This window comes from Glycomyces sp. NPDC021274, from assembly GCF_040641195.1.
Taxonomy (GTDB): domain Bacteria; phylum Actinomycetota; class Actinomycetes; order Mycobacteriales; family Micromonosporaceae; genus Glycomyces.
This window is the reverse complement of the sequence record NZ_JBFADC010000015.1, coordinates 36,354-50,948: the sequence shown is the minus strand read 5'-3', so window position 1 is coordinate 50,948 and position 14,595 is coordinate 36,354. Positions and strand designations below refer to the sequence as shown.

Below are 14,595 nucleotides of genomic sequence, written 5' to 3'. Positions count from 1 at the left end.
ATGTACAAGACCACGGCTGCTGCTGCGACAACTCCGCCGGCCTGGAGAGTTAGGGCCATCATTGCAGACCTCGAACGGAGTACATCGCCCTGACCGAGGGGAGCTCGGCTACTTGGTGTTCCTGAATCCAGGTCAGGAAGCCGGCTTCTTCACTGTGCAGCATTCCTTCGGCCACCATCGCCCGGGAGACACCTATCTCGGCCGCAAGGATCTCGAGGGTGGCAATCCGCGCTGGTCGTCCAGCACGCCGAATCTGGAACGGCACGTGCGCCAGGACGGTGCGTACATCCTCTGAAAGGTGCTCGGTTTGCGCCGCTTCTACGAAGCACCGCCACGGGCTCTTCGCCCATGAGAACCGTTCCTCTGCATCCGGATCACCTTCCTCTTGCATGATTTCGACCAGTTCTTGAGCCCAAGAATCGGCGGAGACGTGGACCTCCAAGCGAGCATGCGAAGGAAGGCGAGCGAACTCCGATCTCTCTACGACCACGTTTCCCCGACGGACATCGAGTCGCTCGTTGTACACGAGGCCATCGAGCGCCAAGCGGACGCCGACCTCTGTCAGATCCCCTTCTGAGGCGAGCCGCTCGATTGTTGTCGACATCTGCGGGAACTGGCTCGAGGTGACAATCTGGTTGAGGAGCTGATGGGAAGGTCGCATCGTGGTCGCGTTCCACCACGCCTCTTCATCAAGTTGCATCCAGGTCCCAGGCAACTCGAGCATTTCGATCGGGCGAGCCATCTTCCCCAGCCGCCAGCGATGGCTTCCAGCTGCCGTTGCTGCGCAGTCGTAGAGCCCGAACTCTGCGAGAGTGAAGGCAAGGTCCCGGATCGTTTCGGGCATCCTCAGGCCGGCACGCTCAACAGCGTAGGTAAAAGCAGCTTGCGCGGTGTCGCGGGCGGTCCTCAGTGCTGTGACGTCAGAAGACTCAGTAGTCCAGACCAGTGGCGCCTGCAGGGCGTCTCGGTAGACGTCTTCATCGATGAGTTCCTCGATGGCGCCATCCCTTTGGAGCACGTGGGCTGCCACAACGCCCATGTCGATGTAATTGGCTTCATCCGGGAGCAGCCGCGCCCAGCCCAGCTCGAACCATTCCCTGCGGGTGATGGCGGGAGATTCGAGGCCGGCTCGAGCTTCGGAATACGGAATGTTGAGAGCGCGCTGGAGACGGCGCACGTCACGGGTTTGAGCACGGTTGGACTTGGACACGCTGAACTCCTCTATGCCCCACGCGCGAAGGAAGAGACGAAGTTCAAGGAGCGCGAGTCGGAGACGTCTTGGTCAAGACCACATACCCGCGTGGGAGGTATGGCTCGACGCTGGCTGGCGCAACAGCCGCATTTGGAGGGTACCACGAAGCGGCGCGTGCTTCGAAACGGTGCGGTGGCCAAGACTCTCACCAGTCCAAATCGAAGAACGCCGCGGCCTGCTGTCGGATTTGGGCTAGCCGCTTGGCGATCGGGCTGTGGTTGGCGTAGCCGAGAACCTCTGCGACCTCGTGCTGGCGATACCCGCTGCTGAGCAGGATGATGATCTGCCGCTGCTTCGCGTCCAGGAGCGCAAGGAAGTCGCTGGTCACCAGCTTCCCCACGATCTCGCTCTCAGGGCCCTGGACTGGGATCGTGTCGGTCAGTTCGATGAAGCGAACCTGGACCTTGTTCCGCTTGCGGTAGAGCTGCCGCTCGAAGTCTTCACGCGCGTATGACCAGTCGCTGGAGAAATCCTCTTCCACTCGATGCGCACGGACGGCCGCCAGCACGTCTCTGAGTCGCCCCGTGCGGTCGGCGGTGTCCACCATCAAGGCCACCATCTCAGCGGCTTCGGCCTCACCCATCCAGACAAGTCCGCCCGCGCGGGGATTTCCTACAACGGCTCCCTCGAGGAATTCGCCGTTCTCCAGGCGCACTGGGCCAGTCGATCTGCCTTTGTCGACTTCCGGGTAGCACTGGAGCATCTCCTGTACCGCCGTGGTCACCGGTGGAACCCAGAAGTCGAGGTTGTGGGCGAGCAGCCGGATCGAGTCGGTTTTCTTGTACGCTGACGGACGCGATCCCGAGTCGAGGTGCGGCCACACCACCCAGGCCCAGGCTTTGGCCAGGCGCTGTGCGAAGTCACCCGGAAGCAAACGGTCTGCACGTCCCAATTCGCCCATGTGCGGCCATGAGGCTCGCTTCAGCAACGGCAGCTTGAATTTGTCGAGCACAGCTTTCGGGAGCAGGTGATACAGGGGCGCGTATTCAAAGTACCGCGATTCGCTGCGCGGCACGAACATGACGTTGAGGTCGCCCAAGTCGGCAACTTTAGCCATCTGCTGGGGGAGTTCTTCTTCGGCGAAGAGGCGACGCCTGAACTGGCCTGCCTCCCAGGCCGCATTCCACACCCCGATTTGGTCCCGCATTTCCAGCGAACCCGGATCCATATCGATCGCAACGAACTCGAGCTGCTCGGGATCGAGAGGCCGGATCATCGCGTCGTACATCCAGGCCGCGGAGAAGTTGGTGAGGGAAGGATGCTCGTCGGGGCTTACCTCATCAGCCGACAGGAAGAAGTTGGCCCGCTCCCAAGCTCCGTCTTCGGAAGCTTCCGGTTCCCTGGCGGACTCGTCTCTGTCGCTCAGCGCAGTGTGTTGTGCTCTCATACCTACCCCACGACAGTTTGAACGAACATCGTTCCATTAGAGCCGGAAAAGCCTGGTGATGGAAGTCATGGTGAATCTCGGAAACAGCTCAACGTTCCGCTTAGACCTGGTTTCAAGTTCAGTGGTAGCTCCACCCGTTACGCTGCTGGGTCGTCTTCGACGGGTCGGCCCGGCGGGGACGGTTCCATGGGTGCGGCATGTGGATGTCCCTTGTGCGGTGCGGGCGATGACAGTCAACTCTGGGCCGGGCGACCCGGGCCCTCGGACCCCCGGCTGCCGTTCGGCCTGGGGGTTCTGCACGCCTGGCGTGAACCGTACGCTCAATCGATGACCTCGCCCTCACCCCCGGCGGCGGCCGCCTCGCCTTCCGAGGAGTCTCGCCCTGACTGGATCTGGATCGCCGCACTCGCCGTCGCCGGGATCATCTGGCTCGTCCTCGTTCTGTACTTCGCCTTCACCGAATTCCTTCCCGATCCCCTCACCGAGAACGCAGGCTTTACCAAGCGGGAGGTTGCCGCACAGGACCTCGCGATCGCGCGGATGAAGGCGCAAGCGCTGCGCAACGCCTTCGCCGTCACCGGCGGCCTCGCCGTACTCGTGGCCTTGGCCGTGACCATCCGCCGCCAGATCCACCACGAACGCGCCACCGCCAAGTCCCAGGCCGATGAGCGGCGCCGGCAAGAACACCTCGAAGATGAGGCGCGCCAACGCCGAGAAGAAGAGCGACGCCGCCAAGCCCACATCGAGGAGGACGCCCTGCAGCGGCGGATCACCGACTCCCGGGTCCGCGCGGTCGAGCAGCTCGGCTCAGACAACCCTGCCGTGCGCATCGGCGGCCTCCACAACCTCGAACGCATCGGACAGCTCCATCCCGAACTCCGACAGGTCGTGCTTGATGAGGTCTGCGCCTACCTCCGTCGCGCCTACACCCCACCGGCAACGACACCGCCCGCACCACTCTCGGCACGGCAGTTCGAGCCCATTGGCCCCCCACCCGCCGAGCTCGGGGCGAGCGACGACGAGGGAGAAGTCCGTCAGACCGCCCAGGAGATCCTGCAACGCCACCTCACCCCTGACAGCCCAGGCCTGTACTGGGAAGAGCACACACGACTGAACCTGCGAGGGGCCAACCTCGACACCGTCGACTTCCGCAGGTGCTACCTCAATCAGGTCGACTTCACAGGTGCCACGTTCCGCGCCAGCACGGCCTTCGAGAACGCGACCTTCAACGGCACCGCGACCTTCAAGGGCGCGACCTTCAGCCGCACCGGGCGCTTCGCGGGCGCAACTTTCACCAGCGACGCGACCTTCGAGACTGCGACCTTCCGCGGCGGCGCGACCTTCGAGACTGCGACCTTCAGGCGCAGCGCAACCTTCGAGAAGGTGACCTTCAAGCGCAGCGCGACCTTCAAAGGCGCGACTCTCAGCGGCACCGCAATCTTCAAGGGCGCGACCCTCAGCGGAAGCACCGCCTTTGAGAACGCGACCTTCGGCAGCAGGGCAGTCTTCGAGAACACAACCTTCACCGGTGACGCGGTCTTCGAGAACGCGACCTTCAGGCGCAGCGCGCGCTTCAGGCGCGCAAGCTTCAACAGCAGCGCGCGCTTCAGAGGCACGACCTTCAGCGGCATGGCACAGTTCTTTGGCGCGACCTTCAACGGTGAAGCGCACTTCAGGCGGGTGACTTTCAAGAAGATCGCAGTCTTTGAGAACGTGACCTTCACCAGCAGGGCAGTCTTCGAGAACACAACCTTCACCGGTGACGCGGTCTTCGAGAACGCGGCCATCACCACCGTGGCGGCCTTCGCAGGCGCAACCTTCAGCGGAAGCGCGCGCTTCAGGCGAGCAACCTTCACCAGCCAGGCGGTCTTCGAGAACGTGACCTTTGAAGGCGACGCACACTTCAGAGACGCGACCTTCACCAGCGACGCGCACTTCGTGAGCGTGACCTTCACCGGCAACGCGGCCTTCGGGGACACAACCTTCACCGGCAACGCAGGCTTTAGAGGTGCAACCTTCACCAGCGACGCGGTCTTCAGCCGCGCGACCTTCAACAGCAACGCGCACTTCATGGGCGCGACCTTCCGCAAAGGCGGGTACTTCATAGGCGCGACCTTCACCAGCATTGCGAACTTCGAAGGCGCTGCCTTCAGCAACGACGCGCGCTTCGAGGACACGCAGTTTCTAAGTGTGCTCTATGCGAGCCAGTCGCCCCTAATTGAGGCGTTGCGAAGGTGCGGGGTTCGGCTGCGGCTCGGTCTTGGGCACGGCCTGCCCCACGGGTGGAGTCTTGTTCCAGACCCGGCCAGGCCCGGATGGGGACGCCTCGAGGCGGTGCCGGCTGCGGGGTGACGGGAACGAGAAACGGGCTCTAACTGGCTTGCTGCTAATTGAGGCACCGGGAGGGGTCCGGTCAAGATCCCAGCCGAAGCTAGACCTGTAGCGGTACATCGCGACAGCCTCCGCGATCGCGGCCTGGGAGGTCTCTGCCTCTTTTCGTCTACTTCTTGGCCACGGGGCGGCGGTGATGGTCGTCGTGGGCCTCGTGGCGGGCGTCTGGGACGCGATGAGAACTGAGCCGCCTCACACCGTCGGGTCAGTCCTGAACGAGTACGAGACGGAGTACGCGGCGTTGCGCGAGCGACTCACCGACGTAGCCGCGACAGTGCGTCAGAGAAGGTCGACGGTCCTCATCGTCGATGGCACCCTGGTCGCGGTCTGGTGCCGCTGGGGTGGCAGTGACGAGTTCCGGTGGAATGCAACTTCGACCGGAAGGAGCTGACCCACCACGGATAGGCCTAAGCCGATATCGTAGGTGCATGAACCCCCCCACCTCTGACTGGTTGCCTGTAGCAGCAACTCTTGTCGCCGCACTGATTCAGGGGCTCGCGGCGCTGGGTGCTGCTTTTATCATGGTGAAGAGGTCAACGTCGCGCGATGCCGAGCTACCAAATCCTGTCGGGAGTGTCAGTCCTAGATCGCACGTCGCTTCGCGCTGGGCCCTTATTGGCGCGGGCATTTCGACAATTATCGGGGTTTGGATCGTAATCCTCAATCCCACCTATCTCGCATTTGCAGTAGTTACGTGCTCCGCAATGACAGTGAACGGGGCTATCTACTGGATAGCATGGAGACGGGACCGAAAAGAGCGATCAAGCTCTACCGCCGAACGCATTGATTCACAGCGCGGCGTGCCATTGCGAGAAAAGCTGCCTGAGGGACTTTGGAAATGGCTTGATGAGCAGGCAGCGGTAATCGGCAATCAAATGTATGACTGGGACGGCCTCCCGGACTTGAAAAGGGTCTACACAGAACAAGAACTCCAGGTAGGAGCGGATCGCGATAAGACTGCGAGTATGGAGAAGGACACTGAACTCGAATCCGGACCATTCACAACGGACGTGGTCTATTCAAAGGCGCGCCCGATCCAAGAAATCCTCCTGGATAAAGAAATCCACCACATCATGGTTACAGGTGAAGCTGGCGTCGGAAAGTCGAGCCTCCTTCATCGGCTTGAAGGAATGGCTAGAAAGACATGGCTGGACCACGATGTCAGCACCACCAAAGAATCAGATCCGGATGTCGTTCGACTTGTCCCAGTTCGGATCGCAGCAAGCCGCCTCGTTGGGAGTGACGGGGTACTAGAAGCGTTCGGCGTCGATGGAGAAAGGTGGCTTGCTCGTGCGCCGGCGGAAGGTGTGAAGTGGTTGGTGATGGTAGATGCGATCGATGAAGTTACCGATCCCGAACATCGGAAGCACGTGGAGGCAATCCTGCTTGAGGCGATCGATGAGGCGGAGAAAGCTGGCGGGCACGTTAGATACCTGATTACTAGTCGAGGGATCAACGACGAACTGTGGCGCAGCTTGGCGTTTCGCGATGTCACCGAATTTAAGCTTGAACCCTTCTCTCGAGCTCAGCTTCGTACTTTTCTAAATCGGCAGCAGAGCGGGAAAGTCAAAGCAACCAGGGACAACGATGGGAAGTCTTCGCATGTAAGCAGTCGAGTTGACCAGTTCATATCGCGAATTGAAATGACGCCTGGTCTATTGTCTCTCGTATGTTTGCCATTGCTTGCTCGGGTTTCCTCGGACCTGTACTTCGCGGAAGAGGGAATGACTCCTCTCCCCGCTCGAAGAGTGGACATCTATTCTGATGCAGTCGCTCACTGGATCAACCAGTTTTCGAAGCGTATTCAGAGTGCTCACGATGTTGGGGCTGATGGCGCTGTATTTTCCGGGAGAATCAATGATTACATTGTCGGCAATGTGCCGGGAGCGAAGATTCTCAATCTCCTTGAGGAGGTGGCAGCTAAATACCTCGAAGCTGACCGGACAAACCTACTGGATGTGCTGTGCGAACATCTTGATATCCCGACGCGGCCCAAATCCGGTCCGGAGTACCGTGGGGCTAGGATTTTGCTTGAGGCAACCGGCCTCGCAAAGGACGTCTGGACGGGTGACCCGAAGTGGATTCACCACTCCTTTGCTGAATTCCTGCACTCCCGGTCTCGAGCAGAATCACTTGGCCTCGAAGCGGCTGCGTGGGACGAGAGAATTCGAGATGCGAACCGTCGTGTCGGAACGATTTTCGCGTTCTCTCGGTTGAATATGGCGGACAGAACTACACTTCTAGAGGAACTGATTAGTGGTTCTGGAACTTCAGTAACCGCGGCCTGGATTGTGGCGGAAGGCCTACATGACGGTATGCGCGATCGAGTTATCGAAGCACTCTTCGCGAATCTTCCCGGAAAGAGCCTCGCCACTGAATGGTGGGATGTCCTTGAGCTTCTAGCGGCAGTTCCCCTCACTAGAAAGTACCTTGCGGCATTTGCGGCAGATAGTGAATCACACGCATATCGTCGCGTCAATGCCGCCATTCTAATTGCGAACCACGATGCCGAGCAAGGACGAGAGGTTCTCGGCTTTCTTGCCGGTAATAGGTCGGGGCTGGAGGGGCTTGAAAGAATCGACGCCATTACAGCTCTCGGCGACCTCGATCGAAGCCAAGCTTCGGCTCTTTTGCGAGATATGGCGAGCAGGCCGAACTCCGATGAATCCCGTCGGGCGGCTTGTAGGAGTCTTCTTGAGCTTGATCAGGAGTTGGGCCTGAAAGCATCGACGGCTCTTGCGTTGGATTCAAGAACTTCCATGTATCATCGGAATGACATAATCCGCGAGGTTGGGCTTTGCAGTCCATTGCAGGCCGTTGAGATCGCGGAAAAGCTGATTCGAAACTCGATGATTCATAGTACCTATCGTGCCAATTGCCTATACGCCATCGAGGATGACGAGTTCTTCAGGAGAGCAGCTGCTTCCGTATTCGACGAGCACTCTATGCATGACGGAGATAAGGTGAAAATAGCTGCCGCGGTGCTGCGAAAGTCACCTGGTGATTCTCAAGCGAGCTCGATACTTCGTATCGTCTCTACCGGTATTCATTCGGAGGAACTTGCCAAGATCGACGCGGTATGGTCACTAGGCGAGTATGATCCAATTGCCTGCGACGCCACTATGCAAGACTTCGTGCATGGTCGAGAGTTCAGTAGGATGGCGCGGGTTTATGCGGCAAAGCTGTATGCGGGTGTTGCTACACGCAGGTATAACTGGAGGACGATTGACATTCACCGGTTGGAGCCTCTTCGCCAGTTGCTCAAGTCTGCTGAAGCTGATGACTACGTCCGTCTTGAAGTAGCGAGAGTGTTGCTTGGGCTCAAGGATGAGGAGGGCCTTCGCCTATGGCGCGCACTCGAATCTGACCGAGGAACCGGATTGCTTGCGCGGGTTAGAATGCTTGGTCTTCTTGGCGAGGCGTTTTCGAGTTTCTCGAAGCCTGAACTGATGGGACTCATTGAGAACGACGAGTATGACGATATGGTGAGAACAGTTGCGGCACACACGTTGGCAGAGTGGGGCGAAGCAGAAGGTGTAGATTCCCTTGAGCTGTTCGCGTCAAATCCCAAGCTTACCGATTCGGCAAGGAGCACTGCGATTTTCGGACTTCGGCTTTGCTCGGTCGACCGGGTTATCAAGCTCGCCGAGGATGTCTCGCTTCCGCACATATTTAGATTGCCATTCTTCTCAGTTTTGGGAATTGATTATGAATTTTGCCAGCAGCTCTTGATGTCGACAGCCCTTGATGAAGAGGTGTCGTTGACGCTGAGAAAGGCTGCGGCCAGATTGACAGTTGAAAGGTTCCGGTTTGAGTACATCGAAGATATTTCGGAACTGCAATCAAATGTCGACCTAGTTGTGGTGGCGGAGCTTATTGAAGCGCTCTCATGTCAGGTAAATAGTTCAAATGCTGCGTCTATTATCCAGGCGCATCTCCTGAGCTCGATCTTGGTGAGGAAACTACCTGGTAGGACGCCACGGGATGTACTTGGAAATCTTGCACTACGTAAAGATGTTCAATTTCTGACATCGGCCATAATAGGCCAGTTTGACACTGAGGCCTCCGTTGAGAGACTGATCGAAATGAGCAAGGAATGCTCTGAACCCAACTCGCGGCACGGTGTCTTGGCTCGCCTCGGGGTTATCGAGAGCCATCAATGGCTATTCAAACAGGCAACTTCCGGTGGGGACATTGGGGAGCGTATCGCGGCTGCTGAACAGTTGGGGGCGGTAGACGCAGCCACCGGGGTCTCGATTTTGTCATCGATAGTGTCTTCTACCTCAGTCGCTGCTTCTGCAAGGATGCGGGCCGCCAGTGCTCTAGCGGAGATTGATCGGCCCGAGGGCATTTCGTTGCTTGACGGCCTATTTGATGAGGCAGGTTGGAGCTGTTGCGAACAACTTGAGCTGCACGGAAGGCGGGCGCTACTTGGCTGGACTGCGAGCTTCGCGAGCCTTTCCGAGACGCTTCGTTCCTCGACAAGTCCCCAGCATTGTCGCGTCACCGCCGCGGATTGGTTGACTATGACGGGAGATCCATCGGCGTTGGAGTTTCTTCAGGGCCTGGCTGGAGACTGTGATCAAGAGGCTCGTGTTCGCTCTATGGCTGAGGAAGCTCTTGCGCGGCATTTTCCTGACCGGGTCTCGAGCTAATCATTTTGCCGCGGGAGCTTGTCCTGCTTGGCCTAGGTTGCATAGGCCGATCTCTGGCGTTCCCCGGATTCCGGCATCGACACTAGAAATCTGGGAGGCTTCATGATCCTCGCGGGTGTCGAAATGGGCCCTGGCGATTAGCAAGGCGGAGGAGAGTTGTGGGGTCAGTAGTTGGAGATCGCGCAATGCGCCAAGCAAGTCGTTAGCTACAGCCGGGTGCAGCGCAGTCAGTTGTGGATCTATCCCGGTGAGGTACGAGGTAGGGCCGAGGCGGTCGGAGAGCGCATGGTGGATGGCCTCTCGTTCCGATTCCGGGAGTGCTTGATAGAGATCGCGGGCGATGGTGTGTCTGAGTTGTTGTTCGACGGTGTCGGCGAGGCCGGTGGGTACACGGGGTGCGTCGGGGTTGTCGATGGCGAGGGCGGCACTGGCTGCGGCCCACCAGGCATGGTGTCCGGAGCGGCCGGTCTCGATGTAAGGACCGAACGGATGGGCAGAATCGTCGGTCTGGACCTGCTGATGGTCGCGGTGGGCTGCGGCGAGGGCGATGGCGGTGCGCCAGCGCTCGTACGAGATCTCGTCGTCGAGCGGGGCGTCGCCGAAGGCGGCGGTCCAGACAGGCCGGTCGGTGGCGGCTTCGTCTGCGAGGTGGCCGACGCGGGTGGTGATCGCGTCGGCGGTGTGGTCGAGGAACTCGCGGAGCTCAGCCGGGACCGCGTCGCTGTCATGGAGCGACGTAGGCGCGCTGGCCCAGGGGAGCGGGTGAGGTGCGTTCTCGATGGCTTGGGTGCGTTGGTGCCAGTTGAGTTGGTGGCCAGCTTCGAGCGCGAGGTCGGCGAGTGTGCGGTCGTGGGCGAGACCGTCGACGAGTTCGGCGGCGTCGCCGCCGGCTGCTTCCCAGGCTTTCGTCGTCCAGGCAAGGGCGGGCCAGGCCTGTCCGGTGTGGGTCGGATCGAGTTCGAGCAGGCGGGTCTGGCGCTCGATGCGCCAGGCGAGGTTCGGTGCGACCTGGTCGAGGCCGTCGAAGTCGCGCTGTGCGGTCGCCCGAAGTAGGGCGTCGGCCGAGTACTGGCCGTTCTCCTCGGCGCGGCGGAGCGCGCCGACCACGGCGGGCCAGGCCTGCTCGGCGGCAACGGCTTCGGCTGGCTCTGCGCCGAGGATGCTGGCGAGTTCGGTCCTGTAGCGGTCGGCGGGTGGCTCGGTGGCGACCAGGTGCGCGGCGCTGACTGGCGTGTTGACAGGGGCCGGGGTGAGCGCGGTGTCGGTGTCGAGGCTCGCGTCGGGGTAGTAGGGGCGCAGAAGTTCCCGGTAGCGGTCGAGGTCGGCTTCGGTCGGCTGTGCTCCTGCGGGCGGCGGGGTGTGGCCATCCATGTGAGTGTTGATGCGGGCGACGAGGACGGCGGTGACGGAGTCGGCGTCGTCAACGGGGCCGCGGGTGATGGCGAGGGTGAGGATCTGCTCGGGGTTCCATCCGGCGGCTTCGGCTTTGGCGAGGGTGCCGGCGAGTGCGCCGATGCCGTTGGCCTTGATGTCGGCCAGGTCAGCGTCGTGGAGGAGGGCACCACCGACGCGGTCGATGAGGGCTTCGTAGTGGTGTTCGGCGGCGCGTTCGGTCGCGGTGCGGTACATCGGCACCAGTGTCGCCAGGGAGGCGGCGAGTTCGCGTTGGTGTTCGCGCTCCATGGTGGCGGTGCGGTTGTCGGGTTCTTTGGCGAGGATCTGTTCGGCGATTTCGCGGGCGGCAGTGGCGTCGGGGTCCCATTTGGGGCGGTCGAGGCGGTGGTCAGGATCGGCGGGGATCTCGGTGTGGGTGACGGCGTAGAGCGTGGTGGTTTCGGCGGCGCGGGTGGCGGCGACGTAGAGGGCGTCGCGGGTCAGGTCGGTGGTCAGGAGCGGGTGGGCGGTGTCGACGGTCATGCCCTGGCAGCGATGGACGGTGGCGGCGTAGGCGAGTTCGACGTGCTCGGCGACGTAGGCGGCGGGCAGGATCGTGGTGCCGCGAGTGTCGCGGGACTTGACCTTGAGCGAGCCGTCGGCGTAGGTGCGTGTGACGGTCCAGGTCTGTCCGTTGCGGATGAAGTCCTTGCCGCCGTTGTACTTGAGTTGGTAGTTGTTGTCGCGGGTGACGACCCAGTCCCCGCGCCCGGCGGTCGAGCCGTTGTGGAGCCCAACCCCATCGGCCTTGACCTCGCCGGCGGCAATGCGGTCGATGCGGGCGCGGTCGGACAGTTCGGTGACGATCGTGTTGGAGTAGGCCATCATCAGGCTGGTCTTCCCAGTCGCGATGTCCTTCTTCCAACCGGAGTAGACGGCTTCGAGCATGGCGTCGCGGCTGCCGCCGCGCAGGTGCCCGCGCTCGGTGAAGTAGTCGAGCCCAGCCGTGTCGCCTTCGCGGAGTTTCAACGACGCCTGGGCGAAGGCGGGGTCTTGGAACCGGTGGAGGTCCCGCAGTTCAGTGGCCCCGGCTTCGGCGGCGATGAGCCGCAGTGCTCCGCCGGAGGCGACCGCGCCGAGCTGGCAGTCGTCACCAAGGAGCCGGATCTGGGCCCCGGTGACTTCGGCGAGCGCGGTGAGCCGGTCGAGGTTGAACGTCCCGGCCATCGACGCCTCGTCGACCAGGAGCACGTCGCCGGGTTTGAGGTCGTGAACGGGTCCGAGTATCTCGGGGTCGTTCGCGATGCGGCGCAGGGAGTCGGCCAGTTCGGGACCCGAGAGGAGGTTACCGGGGCAAACCGACCACAGGATCTTGTCGACGGTCGAGCAGGATATGCCGAGATCGGCTTCGAGGACCTTCGCTGCCTGCGCGGAGGGCGCGAGCCCGACCAGGCGTCGGCCTTCAGCGGCGAGGACCTCCTTGTATGCGCGCATCGCGGTGGTCTTGCCCGAACCGGCCGGTCCGATCCCGACCGCGAGGAGCCGGTCGTCGGCGGCGAACGCGGTCACCAGTTCCCGCTGCCCCTTGTCAAGGACCCGTTCTGAGCGGGTCTCGAAGGCCGCGATCCGTTCGGCGACCGCGACTGCGCGGGTCGAGTAGACAGTGGGTGTCTGGGCGGCTTTGACCAGGCGCGCTTCGGCATCGAGGACGGCTTGCGAGGTGTAGCGGGCCGACTCGTGCCGGACGAAGACGGATACGCCGTCGGCGCGACGCAGCATTGCCGGGGCCTCGACCGGCGGTGCGACGGCCAGGTTGATCGAGCGGTCTTCGCCGATCGCATGGGAGACGACGGTGTCGGCGGCGGCGCGTTGTGCGTCGGGGTTGGTGAAGGTGAAGTCGGCGCGGAGTTGACGCATGGTCTCGGCATGGACATTCCACCGGGTCCAGGTCGCGCGTTCGGCCGACACTTCCTGGAGCACTCGCGCCGCGACCTGCTCAACCTCCTCTGGAGCGAGAGCAGCGACCGCATCGGGGCGCGGGGTGGCGGGCACGGTGGCGACGACCTTGTCGATCACGGTTGGTCCGAACCGGCCCACCGCTTGCGCGGTCCAGTCCCGCCGTGCGTCCGCTAGGGACCGGAGCCGGTCTTTGCCTTCGCGGGTCTCCAAGGTGGCCTGCTGGGCGAGTTCGCGTGCGGTGTTCGGGTCGGGTTCGCGGCCGTGCCGGGTCCGGAAGTCAGCGCGGAGTTCTGTGTAGCGGGCCTCGATGACGCTGCGCCGGGCCGAGAAGTGCTTGAGCACGGAGGGGTCGATACCGTCGATCTCCCGTACGGGTCGTCCGTTGCGGGCCGGTCCGGGCCGTTCGGTGAAGGTGACGCCGAGGCGGGCAGTGAGCTCGGCTTCGACGGTCGAGTTGTAGGTCTCCGACGCGGCGACGCCGATCGCGTACAGCGCCGAGCCGTCCAGGGACCGCCATTTCCCGTCGGCGCCTTCGACCTTGTTCGCCACCGCCAGGTGAGTGTGGAGATCGGGATCGCCCGAGCGCGAGTCGTAGTGGTCGAACGCGGTCGCCACCAACCCGGTGGTCTCGATCTGCGCCGCCCCGCCGACCCCGGCCCGCGTGAACGCCGCATGCTCCTCCAACATGGCGACGACTGTGGTGACAGCAGCGTCGTGCGCGGCCTTGACCTCCGTGCGGACTCGCTCGTCGGGGTGGAGCGCCCACAGCACCGACACCGATTTGACCGGTGTGAACACCAGGTCGTACCCGGCGACTCCGGCCCGTTGGCGGTGCGATTCCTCCCGCTTGACCTTCGCCACCTCCGCTGCGGTCGGCTCGCGGCCGGTCTCGGAAGCGATGTCGCCCAAGCGCTTCGCCACCCGCTCGTCGAACGGGTCGAGGGTCTTGTAGGCGGGGAACTTCTGCCCGAGCTTTCCGGCCCGCTCCGCCGCAGCGTGCACGCGGCCCCGCTCGGTCTCCGACAAGCCTGGGATCAAATGCGTCTCGAGGTAGGCGTCTTGGCGTGCTTCGGCATCGGGGTGGAGTCCTTCGCCGAACAGGTTCCGCATCTGCGCCTCGTCGACGTGCTGACCGGGTTTGAGGCCGAGTGCGGCGACGCCTGAACCGGTCCACCGGCCCGGTGGGTTCCCGCCTTGCGTGTAGTAGTCCGCCGCCGACTGCCCGGCCTGGCGTTGGGCGTCACCGCCGGCGACTTGGCGGGTGAGGTAGGTGTAGCCGTCGCCGACCGTCAGCTTGTGGACCGTCATCACCGCACACCACCCCCGACCGCAATTAACGCGACAATTCTCGATCGTCAAAGGTAGCGGTTCTCTCGCGCTGCTCAAATACCAGTTGGTCCTGATTCACGAAACGTGCAAGAGGTGTGTCCTTCGATTCAAAATTATTGATCGAATCGTGTGTCAGTCCTGGTAGATATCCTGGAGTGCCAGTGGATGCCTAATCTCGTCCTCGGTTTTCATCGAGAGTTCCGAGTGGTGCCGATGGGTCATGAAATTGCGAGAATCGGAAGTTGCAG

General features: G+C 62.0%; 6 protein-coding genes. 3 read left to right on the top strand and 3 right to left on the bottom strand.

Going from position 1 to position 14,595, the window contains the following annotated elements:
* Nucleotides 1–58 precede the first annotated feature (58 nt).
* Complete coding sequence (locus tag AB0I03_RS24065; protein ID WP_360416509.1) at nucleotides 59–1,210, bottom strand: DUF6042 family protein; 1,152 nt, start codon at nucleotides 1,208–1,210, stop codon at nucleotides 59–61.
* A 187-nt stretch (nucleotides 1,211–1,397) separates the two neighbouring features.
* Nucleotides 1,398–2,639, bottom strand: coding sequence for a sigma-70 family RNA polymerase sigma factor (locus AB0I03_RS24060; protein ID WP_360416507.1), 1,242 nt, complete (start codon nucleotides 2,637–2,639; stop codon nucleotides 1,398–1,400).
* Between the two features lie 327 nt (nucleotides 2,640–2,966).
* On the opposite strand from AB0I03_RS24060, the gene AB0I03_RS24055 reads away from it, so the two are divergent.
* From AB0I03_RS24055 to AB0I03_RS24045, 3 genes are all read left to right on the top strand, one after another.
* On the top strand, nucleotides 2,967–4,991 hold the full coding sequence (locus AB0I03_RS24055) for a pentapeptide repeat-containing protein (protein WP_360416505.1): 2,025 nt from the start codon (nucleotides 2,967–2,969) through the stop codon (nucleotides 4,989–4,991).
* Nucleotides 4,992–5,163: 172 nt separating this feature from the next.
* Nucleotides 5,164–5,421 (top strand): hypothetical protein, encoded by a 258-nt coding sequence (locus tag AB0I03_RS24050; RefSeq protein WP_360416503.1) that lies wholly within the window; start codon nucleotides 5,164–5,166, stop codon nucleotides 5,419–5,421.
* A 37-nt stretch (nucleotides 5,422–5,458) separates the two neighbouring features.
* Nucleotides 5,459–9,685: a hypothetical protein gene (locus AB0I03_RS24045; RefSeq protein ID WP_360416501.1), complete on the top strand. Its 4,227-nt coding sequence runs from the start codon at nucleotides 5,459–5,461 to the stop codon at nucleotides 9,683–9,685.
* Here AB0I03_RS24045 and mobF read toward each other — a convergent pair whose 3' ends face one another.
* A complete protein-coding gene (gene mobF, locus AB0I03_RS24040; protein ID WP_360416499.1) occupies nucleotides 9,686–14,326 on the bottom strand; it encodes a MobF family relaxase in 4,641 nt (1,546 codons plus the stop codon). It lies immediately after the preceding gene.
* Nucleotides 14,327–14,595 lie beyond the last annotated feature (269 nt).